The 19099-nt window shown below is 47.7% G+C and carries 17 protein-coding genes; 9 read left to right on the plus strand and 8 right to left on the minus strand.

The window, feature by feature from the left end:
* Window positions 1-158 precede the first annotated feature (158 nt).
* From KXJ80_RS21375 to KXJ80_RS21395, 5 genes are all read left to right on the plus strand, one after another.
* On the plus strand, window positions 159-1652 hold the full coding sequence (locus KXJ80_RS21375; protein ID WP_218737551.1) for a helicase HerA-like domain-containing protein: 1494 nt from the start codon (window positions 159-161) through the stop codon (window positions 1650-1652).
* Between the two features lie 317 nt (window positions 1653-1969).
* Window positions 1970-2092 (plus strand): hypothetical protein, encoded by a 123-nt coding sequence (locus KXJ80_RS21380; RefSeq protein ID WP_037413559.1) that lies wholly within the window; start codon window positions 1970-1972, stop codon window positions 2090-2092.
* A gap of 502 nt (window positions 2093-2594) precedes the next feature.
* Window positions 2595-3551 carry a TAXI family TRAP transporter solute-binding subunit gene (locus tag KXJ80_RS21385; RefSeq protein WP_037413561.1) on the plus strand — a complete coding sequence of 319 codons (957 nt, stop codon included), beginning with the start codon at window positions 2595-2597 and terminating at the stop codon, window positions 3549-3551.
* A 101-nt stretch (window positions 3552-3652) separates the two neighbouring features.
* Window positions 3653-5686: a TRAP transporter permease gene (locus tag KXJ80_RS21390; RefSeq protein WP_218737552.1), complete on the plus strand. Its 2034-nt coding sequence runs from the start codon at window positions 3653-3655 to the stop codon at window positions 5684-5686.
* 35 nt (window positions 5687-5721) lie between these two features.
* Window positions 5722-6120 carry a DUF1850 domain-containing protein gene (locus KXJ80_RS21395; RefSeq protein WP_047535123.1) on the plus strand — a complete coding sequence of 133 codons (399 nt, stop codon included), beginning with the start codon at window positions 5722-5724 and terminating at the stop codon, window positions 6118-6120.
* Window positions 6121-6184: 64 nt separating this feature from the next.
* Here the strand turns inward: KXJ80_RS21395 and KXJ80_RS21400 are convergent, their stop codons facing one another.
* Window positions 6185-7153: a sensor domain-containing diguanylate cyclase gene (locus KXJ80_RS21400; RefSeq protein WP_218737553.1), complete on the minus strand. Its 969-nt coding sequence runs from the start codon at window positions 7151-7153 to the stop codon at window positions 6185-6187.
* Between the two features lie 143 nt (window positions 7154-7296).
* The gene (locus KXJ80_RS21405; protein WP_011070807.1) at window positions 7297-7632 is read right to left on the minus strand and encodes an FKBP-type peptidyl-prolyl cis-trans isomerase; all 336 of its coding nucleotides are present in this window, start codon (window positions 7630-7632) and stop codon (window positions 7297-7299) included.
* 190 nt (window positions 7633-7822) lie between these two features.
* On the opposite strand from KXJ80_RS21405, the gene trxC reads away from it, so the two are divergent.
* Window positions 7823-8245: a thioredoxin TrxC gene (trxC, locus tag KXJ80_RS21410; protein ID WP_037413568.1), complete on the plus strand. Its 423-nt coding sequence runs from the start codon at window positions 7823-7825 to the stop codon at window positions 8243-8245.
* Between the two features lie 66 nt (window positions 8246-8311).
* Here the strand turns inward: trxC and KXJ80_RS21415 are convergent, their stop codons facing one another.
* The gene (locus KXJ80_RS21415) at window positions 8312-9712 is read right to left on the minus strand and encodes a DASS family sodium-coupled anion symporter (RefSeq protein WP_037413570.1); all 1401 of its coding nucleotides are present in this window, start codon (window positions 9710-9712) and stop codon (window positions 8312-8314) included.
* 650 nt (window positions 9713-10362) lie between these two features.
* Here KXJ80_RS21415 and KXJ80_RS21420 point away from each other — a divergent pair.
* Window positions 10363-11535, plus strand: a complete 1173-nt coding sequence (locus KXJ80_RS21420) for an MFS transporter (protein WP_172589277.1) — start codon at window positions 10363-10365, stop codon at window positions 11533-11535.
* Between the two features lie 73 nt (window positions 11536-11608).
* Here the strand turns inward: KXJ80_RS21420 and KXJ80_RS21425 are convergent, their stop codons facing one another.
* Genes KXJ80_RS21425 through KXJ80_RS21435 form a run of 3 tightly spaced genes read right to left on the minus strand, consistent with a single transcriptional unit; the run spans window position 11609 to window position 13782 of the window.
* A complete protein-coding gene (locus KXJ80_RS21425) occupies window positions 11609-13228 on the minus strand; it encodes a PepSY-associated TM helix domain-containing protein (protein WP_218737554.1) in 1620 nt (539 codons plus the stop codon).
* Between the two features lie 5 nt (window positions 13229-13233).
* The gene (locus KXJ80_RS21430; RefSeq protein WP_037427379.1) at window positions 13234-13524 is read right to left on the minus strand and encodes a hypothetical protein; all 291 of its coding nucleotides are present in this window, start codon (window positions 13522-13524) and stop codon (window positions 13234-13236) included.
* Window positions 13525-13527: 3 nt separating this feature from the next.
* The gene (locus KXJ80_RS21435) at window positions 13528-13782 is read right to left on the minus strand and encodes a hypothetical protein (protein ID WP_037413578.1); all 255 of its coding nucleotides are present in this window, start codon (window positions 13780-13782) and stop codon (window positions 13528-13530) included.
* Window positions 13783-14116: 334 nt separating this feature from the next.
* Here KXJ80_RS21435 and KXJ80_RS21440 point away from each other — a divergent pair, with 334 nt between their 5' ends.
* The gene (locus tag KXJ80_RS21440; RefSeq protein WP_037413580.1) at window positions 14117-15004 is read left to right on the plus strand and encodes a prohibitin family protein; all 888 of its coding nucleotides are present in this window, start codon (window positions 14117-14119) and stop codon (window positions 15002-15004) included.
* A 106-nt stretch (window positions 15005-15110) separates the two neighbouring features.
* On the opposite strand, the gene KXJ80_RS21445 is transcribed toward KXJ80_RS21440, so the two are convergent.
* Window positions 15111-16613, minus strand: coding sequence for a permease (locus KXJ80_RS21445; RefSeq protein WP_218737555.1), 1503 nt, complete (start codon window positions 16611-16613; stop codon window positions 15111-15113).
* A 2-nt stretch (window positions 16614-16615) separates the two neighbouring features.
* Window positions 16616-17089 carry a Zn(2+)-responsive transcriptional regulator gene (gene zntR / locus KXJ80_RS21450; RefSeq protein WP_218737556.1) on the minus strand — a complete coding sequence of 158 codons (474 nt, stop codon included), beginning with the start codon at window positions 17087-17089 and terminating at the stop codon, window positions 16616-16618.
* A 335-nt stretch (window positions 17090-17424) separates the two neighbouring features.
* Here zntR and purH point away from each other — a divergent pair, with 335 nt between their 5' ends.
* A complete protein-coding gene (gene purH / locus KXJ80_RS21455) occupies window positions 17425-19023 on the plus strand; it encodes a bifunctional phosphoribosylaminoimidazolecarboxamide formyltransferase/IMP cyclohydrolase (RefSeq protein WP_218737557.1) in 1599 nt (532 codons plus the stop codon).
* The last annotated feature ends 76 nt before the right edge of the window (window positions 19024-19099 follow it).

Consider the following 19099-nt stretch of genomic DNA (forward strand, 5'->3'; position numbering starts at 1 on the left):
CTAACATTGCCAAGCTTTACTTGAGCTGTATCGATTATGTGCTCAACGATATTGACACAGATCCACGAAAGGCAAACACTGAGTGATGTTTTTTTATCCACCCATGACCAACTCCCCCTTGGTTCACCTTGGGGCGTTAATTAAGACAAGGACTGCGCTTGAATACTCTACTCTTAGGTAAAGGTGAGCAACAGGTTCACTTAAATCTTAAATATGCCAACCGCCACGGACTGATCGCTGGCGCTACAGGTACAGGCAAAACCGTTTCGCTGATGACGCTAGCCGAAGGCTTTTCCCGCCAAGGTGTACCCGTCTTTCTTACTGATATCAAAGGCGATATTTCAGGACTCGGTGTCGCAGGCACACCAAACGATAAGCTATTGAAGCGGGCGGCAGAAATCGGGATAGTAGATTATCAAACCGAGGCAAACCCCGTCGTTTGCTGGGATCTCGCGGGAGAGCAAGGGCACCCCTTACGCACAACTGTGAGTAAAATGGGGCCGACCTTACTCGGGCGCATTCTCGAGCTAAACGACACCCAAAGCAGCATTTTAGACATAGTGTTTCAACTGGCTGACGACCAAGGTTTATTGTTACTCGACCTCGACGATTTGCGCGCCATGCTCAACTTAGTGGCCGATGAGCGCAAAGACATCTCAGCCAAATATGGGCTTATCAGCGCCCAGTCCCTTGCCGCCATTCAACGCTCAGTGCTTGGTTTAGCGCGCGATGGGGGTAACGACTTTTTCGGTGAACCTGCACTTCAACTCGAAGACTTGATGCGCACTAACTTGCAAGGGCGCGGCATTATCAACCTGTTAGCCGCCAATAAACTCATCTTGACCCCTAACCTCTATTCCAGCTTCTTACTCTGGCTGCTATCAGAACTCTTTGAAAATTTACCCGAAGTCGGCGATCTCGATAAACCTAAATTAGTCTTCTTTATTGATGAGGCACACCTATTATTTGAGGGCTGCCCAGCAAGTTTGCTTAAACGCATAGAGCAAATTATGCGGCTTATCCGCTCCAAGGGCGTCGGGGTATATTTCTGCTCGCAATTTCCCGACGACATTCCCAATGAAATTCTCGGTCAACTCGGCAATCGCATTCAGCATGCCCTCAGGGCGTATACCCCAAGGGATCAAAAAGCCGTTAAAACCGCAGCCGAAACCTTCGTATCGAATCCTAAATTGATGGTCAGCGAGGTAATTTCACAACTCGCCGTGGGCGAAGCCTTAGTGTCAACCCTTGCCGAGAAAGGTGTGCCGACTATGGTTGAGCGCATCTTAATAGCACCACCACGCTGCCGGATGGGGCCAGCCACGACCGAGGAGTTAACCGCTATCCGTCATCAGAGTCCGATTGGTGGTAAGTACGATACCTTAATCAACCGAGAGTCCGCCTACGAGCGACTCAATCAACGGCACGCCGAAGCGGCCAATGGCGCCACTAGCTCGAAAACGGCGAATACGCCCTCTACCCAAGAGGCTGAACAGGGCTGGCTTAGCGAACTGATTTTTGGCAATAAACGCCGCCAAGGGTTGGCCGAAACCTTGTCTAAACAAGCGGCAAGAACCGTTGGTAATCAACTCGGGAAACAAATTTTACGCGGATTACTCGGCGGTATACTGGGAAAATCGACTCGCAGGTAAGGTAATGAAATGTGTAAATACCGTGTTCTGAACCGCATATTTTATATACAGATTAGCACTAGCATTAGCGTGAATTATTCTAAGCAGCGAGTGGATCTTCCTTAGGATTTCGGTGATAAGATTATTTTGCGAGTACAGCTCAGAGAGGCAAACAAATTCAAATAAATTACCAATCGTTTTAAATAGTTGTGATTTAAAAATGGTGTAATTCGAGTTTAAACGTTTCGCTTTAATCAGGACATCATGGAACGGGTTTTATGCAAATGGCTTACATGATTAGCCTGATGAACAACCACTGAAAGTACATGGAGTTAACTATGAGTAAAGAGCAAAAAAATCGCAAAGAGGCCAAGAAAAAGCCGTTAATGTCGATCAAGGAAAAACGCGCTGCAAAGCACGCCAAAAACGCGACTAAAGGCCTCCTCGATAACGTTAAGTAATATTGTGACACCTTAGGGTGCGCTTCCAATATCTTGATTAAGGGTTAACTACGGTTAGCCCTTTTTATTAGCCCGTTTTTTATTCTCACCAACTTAACGATAATTTATTCCGCAAACACAAAAACGCTAACATACTGATTTTTTAAATATTAATAAGCTAGAACGCCTTTATTTAGGACCTCACCTAGACTAAAGCAATATCTACAATGCTTGAGTCTTTTGCTATGGTTTTCTTCACCCAAATCCACACATTCTGAATGCAACACACTTGCCGATATGTTCCAAGATGCAGATGTAATCTACGCATTATCGACTCATGGTTACCCCGATTAACTCGGCACATTAGCCGTAAAAACTCACTGTCTAGCTTGTATCGAAAGGCGTGTTAAAGCTTGTATTTTGAACAGTTTTGGGTATATAAGGTCTGATACTAAAATAAATAATCAATGGTATATATTGTTCTTACCCTATATAACACAATAAAAAATAAGGATATTTAAGCATGAAAATCAACAAACGTTTTATCGCCGTGGGCGCCGCTTTAACCCTCTCACTCAGTGCAGCCACGATGGCGGCCGCACCAGCCTTTATCAATATTCTGACCGGTGGTACCAGTGGTGTGTATTACCCGATTGGTGTGGCACTGTCGCAACTTTATGGTACAGGTATTGAAGGCGCGAAGACCTCAGTACAAGCCACAAAAGCCTCGGTTGAAAACCTCAACTTGCTGCAAGCCGGTCGTGGTGAGCTGGCCTTAGCCTTAGGTGATTCAGTGGCTGCGGCCTATCAAGGCGATGCCGATGCAGGCTTTAAAAAACCGTTAGATAAAGTGCGTGTACTCGCAGCCGCTTACCCTAACTATATTCAAATAGTGGCGAGTAAAGAATCTGGCATTAAAACCTTAGCTGATTTAAAAGGTAAACGTATTTCTGTCGGTGCACCTAAGTCGGGTACTGAACTCAATGCTCGCGCCATCTTCAAAGCGGCTGGTTTAAGCTATGAGGATATGGGCAAGGTTGAGTTTTTACCTTACGCCGAATCCGTTGAGCTGATTAAAAACCGTCAGTTAGATGCAACCTTACAGTCCTCGGGCTTAGGGATGGCGGCGATCCGTGATTTAGCTGCGACGATGCCAATCAACTTTGTTGAAGTCCCCGAAGATGTGATCCTCAAAATTAATAATCCTGCCTATCAGCATGGAGTCATCCCCGCATCGACCTACGAAGGTCAAACTGCTGATGTCTCAACGGTTGCGATTCAAAACCTATTTGTCACTCAAGCGGGAGTGTCGGACGATTTAGCCTATCAGATGACCAAACTGATGTTTGAACATTTAGATCGTCTCGGTAATGCGCACTCAGCGGCAAAAGCGATTCAATTAGACAAAGCGACCAAAAATCTGCCAGCGCCGCTGCACCCAGGTGCGGAGCGTTATTTCAAAGAAGTTGGCGCACTCTAAGGGTGTAACCTCAATCTGAGCGACCCTTTTCCAACTAAGCACTTGGGTGATTCCCCAAGTGCTGCGTCGCCCTCTGTTGTCTAATGCTGTGAGGCATAAATATGAGCGATTCCGAACAAGGCCTAGGTGCAAGCACCAGTGACTGGCCCAAAGCGCTGTTTTATACGGCACTTATTTTCTCGATTTTTCAAATCATTACCGCCGCATTTCACCCCGTATCGACTCAAGTGCTGCGGGCAACCCACGTTGGTTTTTTACTTTTAGTGGTTTTTTTAAGTTATCCCGCCGTGGGCAAGTCTCGCCCTTGGCAACCCTTAGCTTGGCTGCTTGGCCTTGCGGGCATGGCAACGGCCGCCTATCAATGGATTTTTGAGGCCGATCTGATCCAACGTTCGGGTGAATTAACCGATGCCGATATGGTCATGGGTATTATTTTGATTGTATTAGTGTTTGAGGCCGCGCGGCGGGTGATGGGTTGGGCATTACCAATCATTTGCTGTATTTTCTTAGCCTATGGCTTATTCGGCCAATACCTCCCCGGCGACTTAATGCACCGCGGCTATGGCGTTGATCAAATAATCAACCAGTTATCCTATGGCACCGAGGGGTTTTATGGCACTCCAACTTATGTGTCGGCCACTTATATCTTCCTGTTTATTTTGTTTGGTGCCTTTTTAGAACAAGCAGGCATGATCCGTTTGTTTACCGATTTTGCGATGGGCTTATTCGGCCATAAACTGGGTGGCCCGGCCAAAGTCGCCGTGGTTTCCTCGGCGATGATGGGGACAATCACAGGATCGGGCGTCGCCAACGTGGTGACCACTGGACAATTTACCATTCCACTGATGAAACGCTTTGGTTACCGTCCCGCCTTTGCCGGTGGTGTTGAAGCCACCTCCAGTATGGGTAGCCAAATCATGCCGCCGATTATGGGCGCAGTTGCCTTTATCATGGCCGAAACCATTAACGTGCCGTTTATTGAAATAGCCAAAGCGGCCTTACTGCCAGCGTTACTGTATTTTTGCTCCGTTTTTTGGATGGTGCATTTAGAAGCCAAACGCGCCAATCTTTGTGGCTTGCCCAAAGATCAGTGTCCCGATCCTTGGGCGGCGGTTAAAGCGCGTTGGTATCTGCTTATTCCGTTGTTTATTTTGGTTTATTTACTGTTTTCTGGCAGAACACCGCTGTTCTCGGGCATGGTCGGTTTAGCGCTGACCTCAATAGTGATCTTAGGCTCAGCCATTGTGCTGCGCCTGCCTTCTAATGCCCTGCGTTTTGCCTTTTGGATTGCCCTTGGCGTGCTGTGCGCGGGCTTCTTCCAGATGGGGATTGGCGTGGTATTTGGAGTCATTGCCATACTCGTGGCCATCTGTTGGTTTATCAAGGGCGGTAAAGATACTCTGACCATTTGCTTACATGCATTAGTCGAAGGTGCGCGCCATGCCGTACCAGTTGGGATTGCGTGCGCCTTAGTGGGAGTGATCATCGGTATTGTCTCGCTCACGGGAATAGCCTCCACTTTTGCCAGCTATATTCTCGCTGTCGGGCAGGATAACCTGTTCTTATCCTTAGTATTAACCATGCTCACTTGTCTGGTATTAGGCATGGGAATACCCACCATCCCTAACTATATTATTACCAGCTCAATTGCCGCACCGGCGTTACTGGATTTAGGCGTGCCGCTGATCGTCTCCCATATGTTTGTGTTTTACTTTGGAATTATGGCTGACTTAACGCCACCCGTTGCCTTAGCCTGTTTTGCGGCCGCGCCGATTGCAAAGGAGTCGGGGCTTAAGATCAGTTTGTGGGCGATTCGTATTGCTATCGCAGGCTTTGTGATCCCCTTTATGGCGGTTTATGACCCCGCACTAATGCTGCAAAGCGATAGCTGGTTAGCCACTATTTATGTGCTGATCAAAGTCACTGTCGCGATTGGGATTTGGGGAGTGGTCTTTACCGGCTACCTGCTGCAAAAACTCTATTGGTGGGAACGGGTTATCGGCTTCCTCGCTGGAGCCAGTTTGATCCTTGCCACCCCGCTCAGTGATGAAATTGGCTTTGGACTGGCGCTACTGTTTATCGTGCAGCACAGCCTCAGAGCCCGCAAACTGAAACGTCTTGCCGAGCAGGGGTAATGTTTTGGAATTTTATGCGAAGGTAAGGCAATAACATGCTAGGTCTATGTTTAGGCCTAGCTGGCACACTGTGGGCACAGGTGCCCACAGAGCAGTTCACCCTCGCGTGGAACCACAGCATCGAAAAAATCCGCTGGGAAGAAGATTATCAGCTCACACCGCAAGGCTTAGTGTTAGTTGAAGCCAGAGTGAAAGGCACAGGTGCGGGTATGGAAATCCCTGATGATGCGGTGTTTAACAATGGAAGTTGGCATTATCAGCCTAAGCTGCCCGTGCTGCCCAAATTACGCTTAGGTCGCATCCCCGAAGCGGGAGATTTTGAGCTGTGTTTCGCCAACGCCACTGGTAAAGTGCAATGCCAAGCCATGAGTCATTGGCTTGGCCCTCCAAATAAGCAAGATGCCGCTGTTGAGGTATGGAGTTGTGAGCAGTGAAATATCACTTTATAGAGGCGCGCAAGCAAGGCGCGATGCTGCCCATTAGCGCTCAATAATGCTCTTAACGAGAGAAGCTGTAGCCGTTTTTCCCTTGATGTTTAATGCGATACATGGCGGCGTCTGCACGTTCGCAACTTTCAGCAAAACTATCACCATCACTAAAAATATCAATGCCGATGCTCAGTCCAATCGCCACTTCATGACCTTCAAGTAAAAAAACCTGTCGATAAACATCAAGCAAGGATTGTGCAAGCATGCTTAATGATTCAATTTCGGTGGATGGCAGTATGATCACAAACTCATCACCACCTAACCGTGCGATCTTCGCTTGCTCCCCCGAATGAGCGACCAAAGAATCTGCAACGTGCACTAACAAATTGTCGCCAAATTTATGGCCGTAACGGTCATTTAAGGCTTTAAAACCATCAAGATCGATAAAAAATAACGCACCACTCATGCCGGGCTGCAAGCACTCATCGAAGGCCTTGGCTATAGCTTGGCGATTCATCAGGTTGGTAAGTGGGTCGCTATGGGCGAGTAGCGCTAAATCGAGTTCATAACGCTTTTCTTGGGTGATATCGATATGGCTGCCCATCATCCGCAGCGGTGTACCATCAAGTAAACGTTCTACAATGCGGCCACGATCCGACACCCAAGTAACGCTGCCATCTTTATGCAGCATTCGGTGCACGGCCTGGTAATAATCGGCCTTACCATTCACATGATCTTCAAAGGCTTTGATTACCCAGTCTTTATCTTCTGGGTGTAATTTGCTTTTCCAGATATCAACATGGGCTGCTAACTCATCGGGGCTAAAACCGAGCATTTCGCCCCAGCGCATATTGAAAATGGTTAAATTCCCACTTGGAATATGCTGTTCCCATAAGCACAAACCATTGCCATCAAGGGCGGCAAATAGTTTCTCTTCGGCACGACGATTCAACGCCGTTAATTGAGCGTTTTCACGTTTAAGCTGTGCAATTTCGGCCTGAAGTTGCTTAATCTGTTCTGCTGCCGTATCCGATGCCACAGAAAAATCTCTTTCCTTAACGTGGGGAAACCTCGTCCAGTGTAAAACAAACAATGCCGAAGTGACATAGTGAGGAGGACGAGAAGACCCTAGGTCATACTCGCCCTATCGAGCTTACACAGACTTTTACTATCTTGTCATACTTAGTCGCGAGTCAGCACTTCAAGCAATTCGATTTCAAAAGTAAGATCAGAATTGGGTTTGATATGAGCCCCAACTTGGCGCTCGCCGTAGGCTAAATGAGCTGGCACCAATAACTTGCGTTTGCCGCCCACTTTCATCCCCATAATCCCTTGGTCCCAACCTTTAATCACTCGGCCAGTCCCAATCACACATTGAAATGCCTGACCACGGTCATAGGAGGAATCGAACTGCGTACCATCTTGCAAAAAACCGCGGTATTGGGTAGTGATCAACGCGCCTTTTACGGCCTCTTTTCCATCACCGACAACCAGATCGATTATTTCTAATTCAGTCATTTAATTAATCTCTTACTCTTCACTTAACACAGTGATTTATCAAAGTGTCTATTCTAACATCGGCACTCCTACTTGTCGGCGTGCCGTGGGGATTTTGTGGCTTATACCAATCTTGCTTGATCCTATCCTCCTTTAAATTCCACTTATTCAACCCCATATCTAGATCATCCCCGAGCTTAGGAGCCAGATTATGATTATCGCTTGCCCCCACTGTGACACCTTAAACCGCGTGCCCCAAGAGCGGTTAACTGAGCAGCCGACCTGCGGCAAATGCAAACAGAATCTGTTTGCGGCGGCTCCGATTGAACTCACAAGTGCCAATTTTATCAATCATGCCCATAAATCAGAGTTGCCCTTAGTTGTTGATTTTTGGGCCAGCTGGTGCGGTCCCTGTAAGAGTTTTGCGCCTATTTTTTCTGAGGCCGCAAAAGTATGGGAGCCAAGATTCCGCTTCGGTAAAATCAATACTGAAGAACAACAAGCCCTTGCGGCTCAATTTAATATTCGCTCCATTCCCACCTTAATGATTTTCAAGCAGGGACAACTCCTCGCGCAGCAAGCTGGTGCCTTACCTAAGCCAGCGTTCGATCAATGGTTAAAACGTTATAGTTAATGTGTCCTTCGCCCATAAAAATACCCAGCTAAGCTGGGTATTTTTATTTGGATGAATCAGAGGCGATTACACTTCCCAGAAGGTGTGGGCAATAATGCCTAGCACTATCATGCTGAGGAAGTTAACTATCATGCCCACTCGCACCATTTCCGACTGCTTGATATGGCCAGAGCCATAAACAATGGCGTTAGGCGGCGTCGCCACTGGCAACATAAAGGCGCAGGATGCGGCAATACCAATTAGCACGGATAGCATGACGGGGGATACCCCCAATGCTTCGGCAATGGCCGCAAATACAGGCACTAACAGCGCCGCACTCGCGGTATTACTGGCAAATTCGGTTAGCATTACCACAAAGGCGATCACCGCAAACACAAACAGCGACATGTGGGTGCTGCCAAAAATATCCGTCATCCAGTGCGCGAGGAACACACTGGTACCGGTAGTTTTGAGCACGGCACTCAAGGTCAAACCGCCACCGAATAAAATCAATACGCCCCAGTCAGTGGTCGATTCAATCTTCTTCCAACCAACTAAACCGAGCCCCGCCAGTAATACCACAGCACCGAGTGCAACGACGGTATCAAACTGAGTTATTCCGCCAAGTGCTTTTGCCAACGGCACACTGAAAATCCAGCAACATACGGTCGCAAGGAAAATAACCAGCGTCAGTTTTCCTTGGAACGTGAGCTTTTGATCTTCAAGTGCAAGCTCGCATTTAGCCGACAAGTCTGGCTTAAAGTACCAATAGAGCGCAATGAGCATCATAGGGAGCATTAAGATCACGGTTGGAATGCCAAATTTTAGCCAATCGCTAAAACTTAACCCCACCTGCGCTGCGGCAATCGCATTGGGCGGACTGCCCACTAAAGTGCCAATGCCGCCGATATTAGCGGAATAGGCAATCCCCAATAATAGGAACACATAGGTACTGTGATAGGTTTTACGATCTAATTGCTGCAAAATTCCCAGTGCCAGTGGCAGCATCATAGCCGTGGTTGCGGTATTACTGATCCACATCGACAGCAGCGCAGTTACCCCAAACAACATTAAGCAGGCAATACTCAGCTTGCCTTTAGAGGCCAGCAGTAATTTTTGCGCGATTAAGGTATCAATCTTTTGATTGTGCAATGCAGCTGCAAGCACAAAACCACCGAAAAACAGATAGATAATTGGATTGGCAAAGTTACTCATGGCCTCTTTGGTTTCAAATACCCCAAAGAATACCGCCAAAATAGGCACTAAAATCGCAGTAATACTGATATGAATCGCTTCGGTTAACCACAGAATGGCTGCAAAGACTAAAATCGCAAGCCCCGTATTCACTCCCTGCTCAAAGGGTAATCCGTAATACAGTGCAAATAGCAGCACAATATCCGCCATTAAGACCAGCATATTTTTCTTTTCAAGCCCAGTATTGGCGGGCGAATGATTAGGAGGAACCGACGTTGATTGCGTTAAGGACATGGTGACTACTACCTTCATACCATTATTTTTTCTAGCAAATTTAGGGCATAGGTCACACTAGTAAAAGCAGTTTATTTTGTACTTTAGCTACATAGCAACAACAAAATGCTAAGACTTAAAACGCAAAAAACCCATTTTCGCGATAAAAACCACCTATTTTTGATCTTAAGTGATGAACAAAACTTTCAAACGGATAAAAATACTGCAAAAGCTTGATAAAGCTGTAACTAAATAAATATTTAAAACTGTGACAAAGATCAAATCACAGCGTAATTCAAAGTGATAAAAGCCTTAATTTAATATTAATTTTTAACAATATAAAATGCTAATTAATTGCATAACATCCAGATAATCATCCCACTGACTTTTCATCGCTAATAACAAAGCTTATGAGCACTAGAGCGTGTTAATATTTCGAGATTAGATTTTGTTCGTTCTGATAAGTAAGTGATCACCAAACAACGCGTTGAATGTTGCTTTTTCACCCAAACCAATAACATTTAAACTTCAATATCTATATGAATAATAAACACAAATATTATTCACCATCTCAGTCAATCTAACTCACTTTACCCCGTCAGCAATCCAGCCTAGAGTCGCGACCGTAATCGTGCCTTCTGTTTATTTTTTTACCTGTTTTGGTACCGCTTGTGGAAAATACGCTGTTAGCTCAACCCAATCAAAAGCCAGGGCTTTTTGTTCCAGTGGCAGGACTTAGTCTATTTGCTTTAGCGTCAGGCTACTTGATGAGTTTGATCCCACTCTCACTCACTTACTTTGATTTGAGCCTTGATCTTGCTCCTTGGCTGGCGAGTATTTTCTACCTTGGCTTATTACTGGGCGCACCTTGTATTGCACCGATTGTCAGCCGCATAGGGCACAGTAAGGCCTTTATTTTGTTCTTAAATATCTTACTGTGCAGCGTTGTGGTGATGGTTTTGCTGCCACAGAGCAGTGTTTGGTTAGCAGCACGCTTGATTGCCGGCATCGCCGTGGCGGGGATTTTTGTGGTAGTTGAATCCTGGTTACTGATGGCCGATACCCAAAAACAACGGGCAAAACGTTTAGGTTTATATATGACCGCCCTCTACGGTGGCACCGCCATTGGGCAACTCGCCGTAGATTATTTAGGTACCACGGGTAATTTACCCTACTTGGTGGTAATAGGTTTGCTGGCCGCCGCCAGTTTACCTGCACTGTTGGTTAAACGTGGCCAACCACAGTCCAGTGAACAACACGCTATTGCCCTTTCCGACCTAAAAACCTTAAGTAAACCCGCCGTGGTCGGTTGTTTAGTCTCGGGATTATTACTAGGTCCCATCTACGGCTTATTGCCTGTGTATGTGTCGCGAGACATGGGTTTTGCCCAGCAAACCGGGCAATTTATGGCGCTAATTATCTTGGGCGGCATGATAGTCCAGCCCTTAGTCAGCTATTTATCTCCCCGCATTCAAAAGAGTGTGTTGATGACCGCCTTTTGCTTAGTGGGTGCCGCGGCGCTGTTGTTACTGATGCAAACATCGCTTGTGGGATTATGGTTGGGTTTTGTGTTACTCGGCGCCTGCGCCTTTGCTCTCTATCCCATCGCCATCAGTCTGGCGTGCGATCATTTACCCAGCAGCCAAATCGTGTCCGCCACTCAGATTATGTTGCTCAGCTATTCTGTGGGTTCGGTTATTGGTCCGGTTGCCGCCAGTCGTTTCGATGATGTAGAACATGGCTTACCACTGTATTTAGCCGCAAGTTTTTTAGTCACGGCTTGCTACCTCAGTGCGCACTTACTGGCCCGAAGTAAAGCTCGCCTACCCACAGCGAAGGCTTAGTCCAGAGCCGTTAATGTTAAGTCTCTCCCCCCCTGTGAATAACAATGGGCGCCGATAACGGCGCCCATTGCTATTACGATGTTTGCTGGGTTAATTCTGCCACGGGCACTGTGGCGGGAATGGCCCAGATACTGTCCTGCGGCCCATTAAGCACCCGATAGCGAGTAAGTCTGTAACCATAAAAGAACACTCCACTAAAGGCTAACGCCACCAGATCGACGCCTAACGTTGCCGCAGAATAAGGCGCCCATAAACCTAAACTTGGCACGATTAACGCAACTAAAGACGTGATTGGCATCGCCAATGTAGCCAAGCCGCACAAAGGCAAAATCAGCAGCGCCGCCTTGGCTGCACCACGCCAAAAGGCGTAAATCACCAGCAAGCCAAACACCAGATAATACAGCCACAAATAGACGTGGTTAATATTACTCACATGCGCGTAAAACCATTTACCCAGCAACATACTTATCGTTAAGGCGGCAACGGAGCCTAAGCAAATCCCCACTGTGGCACTGGCCATTAAACGGCAAGCACGGGTTTGTTCACTGGCCTGCTTTTTACGGCGTTTTTCCAGCCACAGCAAGTTGCCACTGTAAAATAAAAAAGCGCCGCTCAAACCTAAGAAGAAATACACCCAGCGCCCGAGATCGCCCCCATAACTGCCAAAGTGTAATCCAAAGAATACCGCAACGGTTCTGGCCCAAATCCCCTTATCACTTTGGTCAATCGTGCTATTGGATACCTTGAGGCTATAGGGATGCAGATATAAATAATCAGTGACAGGCCCACGCATAAAACCATTGGGGTTATATAAGCCTAGGCGCAAGGTTGCACGGGGATTATCCAAGTTCATAAAGGTCATTTCATTCACTTGATAATCGGGGGCGATTTGCTGCACCTTTGCTAACACAGTGGTGACCTTTGGCAAATCGGCAAGTGTATAGGGCGTTCTGTCAGGCGCGGGCTGGACAAACAGCGGTTTTTCACCATAAACCACCTGCTTAAGCCCATCGTAAAGCTGATCATGGAAGGCAAACACTATTACGGTAAGGCTAATCACTAAATGAAATGGCAGACTGGTAATACCGACTAAATTATGGGCATCGAGCCAAAAACGACTCTCGCCCTTATCTTTACGCAGCGCGAAAAAGCTTTTGGTTAAGGTGGGCAATAAAAATATCACCCCAGAAACCAGCGCCAAAAAGTATAAAACGGCGGCTACCCCCAACACATAGACACCTGCCTGATCGTGACCGACTTCGCCGGCAATCCCTGCGGTGCGATGTAATTGGTCAATCAGCTCAGCCAACTCACTGGGCATACTTAACTGTGTCAGTAGCTGCCCATTGTCATCAAGGCTGGCATGCCAAAGCTGGTGACTCATGCTGAGTTCACGCTCAGAGCCCTGCTGATACCAGGTCATCGGCGATTGATGTTCATCATTTAAGTGCAAACTAAAACCGGTTTTGGCCTTATCATCCTGCGCTAACACTTGCGCGACTAAATCATCCAGTTTGTCAGCGGGCACTTGAGGCAAAGTTAGGGCTGGCGGCATTGACCAAGCGTCAATCGCCCCCTTAAACATGGTGAGCGAACCAGCATAAAAGCCGATAAACAATACGATTCCGGCGATGATACCAGTCCAAATATGGATAGACTGATACACCCGTAACACATCACTGCGAACTTTCATCCTTGTCACCTAAAGGTATATAACACTATATAAGTCAAAATGTTAAATAGGCCCAAGTAGCCGATTGCCCTGAGTCCGGTTTTAAACAGAAAGCTAAAACTTAAGATCAATAACCAGATAGGCGTTATCAGCCACATGTTGAACTGCACTTTAGTATCGGCATCGATACCGCCTGGGCCAAACCAGGCAAATAACCCCACCAATCCAAGCGCTAAGGTAAATCCTAAAATCAATCCCGCCAGTGATTTAGTCCACCAGTCAGGTTGTAATTTGTCCTGTTCAGCTAAACGTGCCATGAGTTATTTACGCCCCAAAAGTGAGACAAAAGGCACTAACCCCGTCAATAACATCAACAGGGCTAACCAAATAAAAATCGCGGCGCTAAGGGTAAAGAGACTGAGCCAACCGAGTAAACTGGCAAAGGCAAAAGCATAGGCGAGTAACCGCCAAGGCCGCTTAGGAAGGGAGCTTGCAAATAGTTTTTGCTGCTTATTCGTCACATAAAATAACAAGCAGGCCAACAGCGTCGCTAACACAGATATAAGTTGCAACACGGGATGTTTTCCTCTCACCACAAAGCGTTAGCATTCGAGTCCATTTGCCTATGCTCGGTGTATATCCTATAAAAAGATAAACGCATGAAAGCAATGGAAGAATTTGAATCTCAGGACTCTAGCCATGGTGAGAATAATTCGCAATAAGATTTACAGTGTAAGGATGAGTTGTGATATTACTGTCACATATTGATAAGCTAGATACCCGATTGTTGCCAGCCGTTAACCATTAAGATACATTTTGCAGCAACCGTTTCGTCTCGATATAAATAATCATCAACACGATCCGCGCTCACTCCAACCCCATCTCGACGACCCTAGCAAAGGAAGCTAAATGATAAAAAATGAACTCAACCTGCCAAGTTCCTTTGGCCTGTCTAAAATCATTCCTTTAGTGATTTTACTGATCCTCTTTATCTCACTCTTTGGTAGTTGGTACACGGTTGACCAAGGTGAACGCGGGGTGATTCTACGTAACGGTAAGATCATTGGTACAGCAGAGCCGGGACTTGGGTTTAAACTGCCCATGTTTGACACCGTAGTAAAAATCTCAACCCAAACCCACACGACTAGCTACAGTTCACTACAAGCCTATAGCCGTGACCAACAACCCGCGACACTTAACGCTTCAGTCACCTTTAGCGTACCGCCGGATCGGGTCGAAGAAGTCTATGCCAACTTCAAAAGTATCGATGCCATGGTGGCGCGCTTACTCGACCGCCAAGTGCCAACGCAAGTTGAAAACATTTTTGGTAAATACACCGCAATTTCAGTAGTACAGGAGCGGATCAAATTTGGTATCGATGTGACCAATGCCATCACCCAATCGGTGAAAGGGCCAATCGAGATCACCTCGGTACAGATTGAAAATATCGATTTCTCCAACGCTTATGAGAAATCTGTTGAAGACAGGATGCGCGCAGAGGTTGAAGTACAGACCCAACTGCAAAACCTAGAGAAAGAAAGAGTCAGCGCCCAAATCGCCGTGACCCAAGCGCAAGCGGAAGCAGACTCACAACTCGCCCGCGCGAAGGCTGAGGCCGAAAGTATTAGGATTAAAGGGGATGCTGAAGCCTCTGCGATTAAGAGCCGCGCCGAGGCTCTGGCACAAAATCAAAACCTTGTCGAACTGACCAAGGCCGAGAAATGGGATGGAAAACTACCAACCACAGTCTTACCAACGGGCACTCTGCCCTTTATCGATGCTAAGAAGTCGAACTAACAAACGACTAAGCATCGCAAGTAAGCTATTTGCCACTAGCGATACGCATTAGGCTTTACCATAAAAATCCCCAGTCATTGCTGGGGATTTTTATTTAGCGTTAGCGCTATGAACAGCAATCGCTGCGGCGTAACCAGCTTCTTGGGATCTTCTCAAACACCACTTTCGCCATCAACAACGCCAGTACTATGCCCGAGGTGGCCACTAACCAACTTGGTAGCATTTGGTGTTCATGACCAATCTGTGGCATTACCTCAAAGCCAAAGTTCGCCACTAGATAGTTCACTAAGGCACCAGCTATTAAGGCAACACCTAACACACCGCCAAGATAGCCATAGAGCGCACGCTTACCCAGCTCCTTAGTCACTACACCTAAAGTAGCGATATTGGTTGCAGGACCTGCCATCATAAACACCAGCACGGCGCCGGGGGACACGCCAGCGAGTAACAAGCCCGCGGCAATCGGCGTCGAAGCCGTTGCGCAGATATACATAGGCACAGACACTAGCACCATCACCAGCATGGCCAGCAACCCATCGCCCCACTTAGCCAAAAAGTCAGCAGGAACATAGGTTTGTACTAATGCTGCGAAGAATAAACCCACCAGCAGCCAGAGGGTAGTATCACGCACCAGATCCGTCGCCGCATATTTAAGCCCAATACCAATACGTGCAATCACAGATTCAGACTTCAACTCAGTCGCCATATCCTGAGTCGACGCACAGCAGCTCTCGCCTTCGGCTTGATGGCTCTCAGCCGTTTTCGCGCTTGAGCTACCACAACAAGCGCCCTTCTTCACTACGACTATTTTTTCAGGCGCGGCAGTTTGAGTGCCACAGCATGAACCAGCATTTTCAACCTTGACCGCACTGACTTTAGCCGCATTAACCATACCGACAGTGCCCATACTTGAGCCACTAACTGCCATTAGACTAGGCTTAGCCATAGGTGTCATTTTGATTTTCGGTTCGGTTGATGGCGCTTTCGCGTTATCACTGCCGCAACAGGAAGATTTGACCGGCGTAATTGCAGGCGCCTTAGTCGAGGCGCAGCAGCGTTTTACCGCTTCGGCTTTTACCACTGTCTCTGTCGACGGGGATTTTGAGGCGCAGCATGAAGCGACAGGCGCAGCGCTAGCTAATGCCTTGTCTGACTGAGTCTTGTCTAACTGAGCCGTGTCTGACAGGGTCTCGGCCTTAACCGCAGGTTTGCCATCATCATCACGTCCCACCAGTAAGCCCGCAACAATGGCACTGGTGATCGCCGCAATTGGGCGCACTATTGCCATAAAAGGGCCGAGTAACACGTAGGAAACCGTTACTGAGTCAACCCCAGTTTCAGGAGTGGAGACTAAAAAGGAGGTGGTTGCCGCTTTCGATGCCCCAGAGCGGCGCAGCCCCACGGCAGCGGGGATCACACCGCAGGAACACAGAGGTAAAGGCGCGCCCAATAACGCTGCCTTGACCACAGTTTTAAAGCCATGTCCGCCGAGCTGCTTTTGCATCCAGGCCATAGGCACGAATACTTTAAGTAAACCCGCCAGAATCAAGCCAAGCAGCAGCCAAGGGGCGGAATCTAAAAACAGATCGATAAAATTCTTCAGTAACATAATTAATTCCCTGACTTATCTGGGGTTGTAGCACTGTGGGCTGCACCATGATCATGCTCAACGCATACTCGTTCGGTACTCGACTCTAACGCCTCTAAAATCGAGCAATGTTCGGCGCTACGAGGCCCGCCGCAGCAGGCATCCGACAAGCTCTGCAAACTGGTTTGAAAATGCAGTAACTCGGCAATCTTCGCCTGTACCTGCGCCAGCTTCAGGTCCACCATGCCCTTTACATCGGCACAGGCCCAATTGGATTTATCAAGATCGATAGACAACAGCTCACTGATTTCACTCAAGGTAAAACCCACGGCCTTCGCCCGCAGAATAAAACGCAGCCTAGCCGCGTCGGCATCGGTATAGACCCGATAGCCAGAGTCGGTACGGCTCGAAGGCGAAAGTAGACCGTGTTTCTCATAGAATCTGAGGGTATCGGCCTTCACCTCGCATAAATCGGCTAACTCACCAATTCGGTACATAGTTAATCCTTTGCAGTTTTACTCGAATCTTCTCAAGCAACACTGACAATCAATATGATGGAGCGAGTATAAACCTTAGAGCCTACTCCAAGGTCAAGGGCTATTTTCAAATTTACACTTCACCCCAAAATCATTCCACTTTGTTCTGATATCAATATTGTGAAATCGCGCAGAAAAAACACCCGTAAATCCCGTTTTACGGTAGAATACGCGCGCCTGACGTTGGGACAAAAAATATAAGTAGGACCAAGGGGCTTTTGGAAAGCAGAACCGATTGAAGTTGTTCTGTTTTCCGAAAGATCCTTGAAACTAAAATAACTGGACCCTGTACCCAAATGACTGTTGCAAATAATGCCAGACCCATTCGTCGCGCGCTGTTAAGCGTTTCAGATAAAACCGGAATTCTCGAATTCGCCAAAGCATTACACGCCCAAGGCGTTGAACTGCTGTCAACGGGCGGCACCGCTCGCTTGTTGGCGGATAACGGCGTGCCTGTTATCGAAGTATCTGACTATACAGGACACCCTGAGATCATGGATGGTCGCGTTAAGACCCTGCATCCTAAAGTGCATGGCGGCATTTTGGCGCGTCGCGGTCTTGATGAAAATGTCATGGCTGCCAACAATATCAATGCAATCGATCTGGTTGCGGTTAACCTCTACCCTTTTGCCGATACCGTTGCTAAAGCCGGTTGCACCTTAGATGATGCGATTGAAAACATCGACATCGGTGGCCCGACTATGGTGCGCGCTGCGGCGAAAAACCATAAAGACGTGACTATCGTGGTAAATGCGGCCGACTATAATCGCGTATTAGCCGAAATGGCCGCCAACAATGGCAGCACGACTCACGCAACCCGTTTCGATTTAGCGATTGCCGCCTTCGAACACACTGCGGGTTACGATGGCATGATCGCCAACTACTTCGGCACTATGGTTCCAGCGCATAGCACTGATGAGTGCTTCGAAGACTCAAAGTTCCCACGCACCTTCAACACCCAATTAGTGAAGAAGCAAGATCTGCGTTACGGTGAAAACAGCCACCAAACTGCTGCCTTCTATGTTGACACTAAGATCGACGAAGCCTCAGTCGCAACTGCCGTTCAACTGCAAGGTAAGGCACTGTCTTACAACAATATCGCCGATACCGATGCCGCCCTTGAGTGTGTGAAAGAGTTCAGCGAGCCAGCCTGCGTTATCGTTAAACACGCTAACCCATGTGGTGTTGCACTGGGTAAAGACTTACTCGATGCTTACAACCGTGCCTACCAAACTGACCCAACGTCAGCCTTTGGTGGCATTATCGCCTTCAACGGCGAGTTAGATGCAGCAACCGCTAGCGCTATCGTTGAGCGTCAATTCGTTGAAGTGATTATTGCGCCAGTCGTGAGCCAAGGCGCCCGCGATGTAGTGGCCAAGAAAACCAACGTGCGTCTGTTAGAGTGCGGTCAATGGGATACTAAGACCAAGACCTTAGACTATAAGCGCGTAAACGGTGGTCTACTGGTGCAAGACCGCGACCAAGGCATGGTTGGTTTAGATGACATTAAAGTCGTGACTAAACGTCAACCGACCGAGAGCGAGCTGAAGGACTTAATGTTCTGCTGGAAAGTGGCTAAGTTTGTTAAATCTAACGCGATTGTTTACGCTAAAGACGGCATGACTATCGGTGTCGGTGCCGGCCAAATGAGCCGCGTCTACAGCGCTAAGATTGCGGGTATCAAGGCTGCCGATGAAGGCTTAGAAGTGGTTAACTCTGTGATGGCGTCCGATGCCTTCTTCCCATTCCGCGACGGTATCGATGCCGCAGCGGCTGCGGGCATTAGCTGTATCATCCAACCGGGTGGCTCAATGCGCGATGCTGAAATCATCGCAGCTGCCGACGAGCACGGCATGGCCATGGTAATGACGGGCATGCGCCACTTCCGTCACTAATGCCACCTACAGCCAGCACGCCATGTGCTGGCTGTTTCGTTTATCGCACTCTGTAGCGCTAAGAATCTAACCACAA

Origin of the sequence: Shewanella xiamenensis (assembly GCF_024971755.1) — a bacterium.
Taxonomy (GTDB): Bacteria; Pseudomonadota; Gammaproteobacteria; order Enterobacterales; family Shewanellaceae; genus Shewanella; species Shewanella xiamenensis.

What these genes read in the sequence shown, in the direction of transcription:
- KXJ80_RS21380 (WP_037413559.1), top strand. Translation starts at nt 1,970, where the DNA reads ATGAGTAAAGAGCAAAAAAATCGCAAAGAGGCCAAGAAAAAGCCGTTA.
- KXJ80_RS21385 (WP_037413561.1), top strand. Translation starts at nt 2,595, where the DNA reads ATGAAAATCAACAAACGTTTTATCGCCGTGGGCGCCGCTTTAACCCTC.
- KXJ80_RS21390 (WP_218737552.1), top strand. Translation starts at nt 3,653, where the DNA reads ATGAGCGATTCCGAACAAGGCCTAGGTGCAAGCACCAGTGACTGGCCC.
- KXJ80_RS21395 (WP_047535123.1), top strand. Translation starts at nt 5,722, where the DNA reads ATGCTAGGTCTATGTTTAGGCCTAGCTGGCACACTGTGGGCACAGGTG.
- KXJ80_RS21405 (WP_011070807.1), bottom strand. Translation starts at nt 7,632, where the DNA reads ATGACTGAATTAGAAATAATCGATCTGGTTGTCGGTGATGGAAAAGAG.
- trxC (WP_037413568.1), top strand. Translation starts at nt 7,823, where the DNA reads ATGATTATCGCTTGCCCCCACTGTGACACCTTAAACCGCGTGCCCCAA.
- KXJ80_RS21415 (WP_037413570.1), bottom strand. Translation starts at nt 9,712, where the DNA reads ATGTCCTTAACGCAATCAACGTCGGTTCCTCCTAATCATTCGCCCGCC.
- KXJ80_RS21425 (WP_218737554.1), bottom strand. Translation starts at nt 13,228, where the DNA reads ATGAAAGTTCGCAGTGATGTGTTACGGGTGTATCAGTCTATCCATATT.
- KXJ80_RS21430 (WP_037427379.1), bottom strand. Translation starts at nt 13,524, where the DNA reads ATGGCACGTTTAGCTGAACAGGACAAATTACAACCTGACTGGTGGACT.
- KXJ80_RS21440 (WP_037413580.1), top strand. Translation starts at nt 14,117, where the DNA reads ATGATAAAAAATGAACTCAACCTGCCAAGTTCCTTTGGCCTGTCTAAA.
- KXJ80_RS21445 (WP_218737555.1), bottom strand. Translation starts at nt 16,613, where the DNA reads ATGTTACTGAAGAATTTTATCGATCTGTTTTTAGATTCCGCCCCTTGG.
- zntR (WP_218737556.1), bottom strand. Translation starts at nt 17,089, where the DNA reads ATGTACCGAATTGGTGAGTTAGCCGATTTATGCGAGGTGAAGGCCGAT.
- purH (WP_218737557.1), top strand. Translation starts at nt 17,425, where the DNA reads ATGACTGTTGCAAATAATGCCAGACCCATTCGTCGCGCGCTGTTAAGC.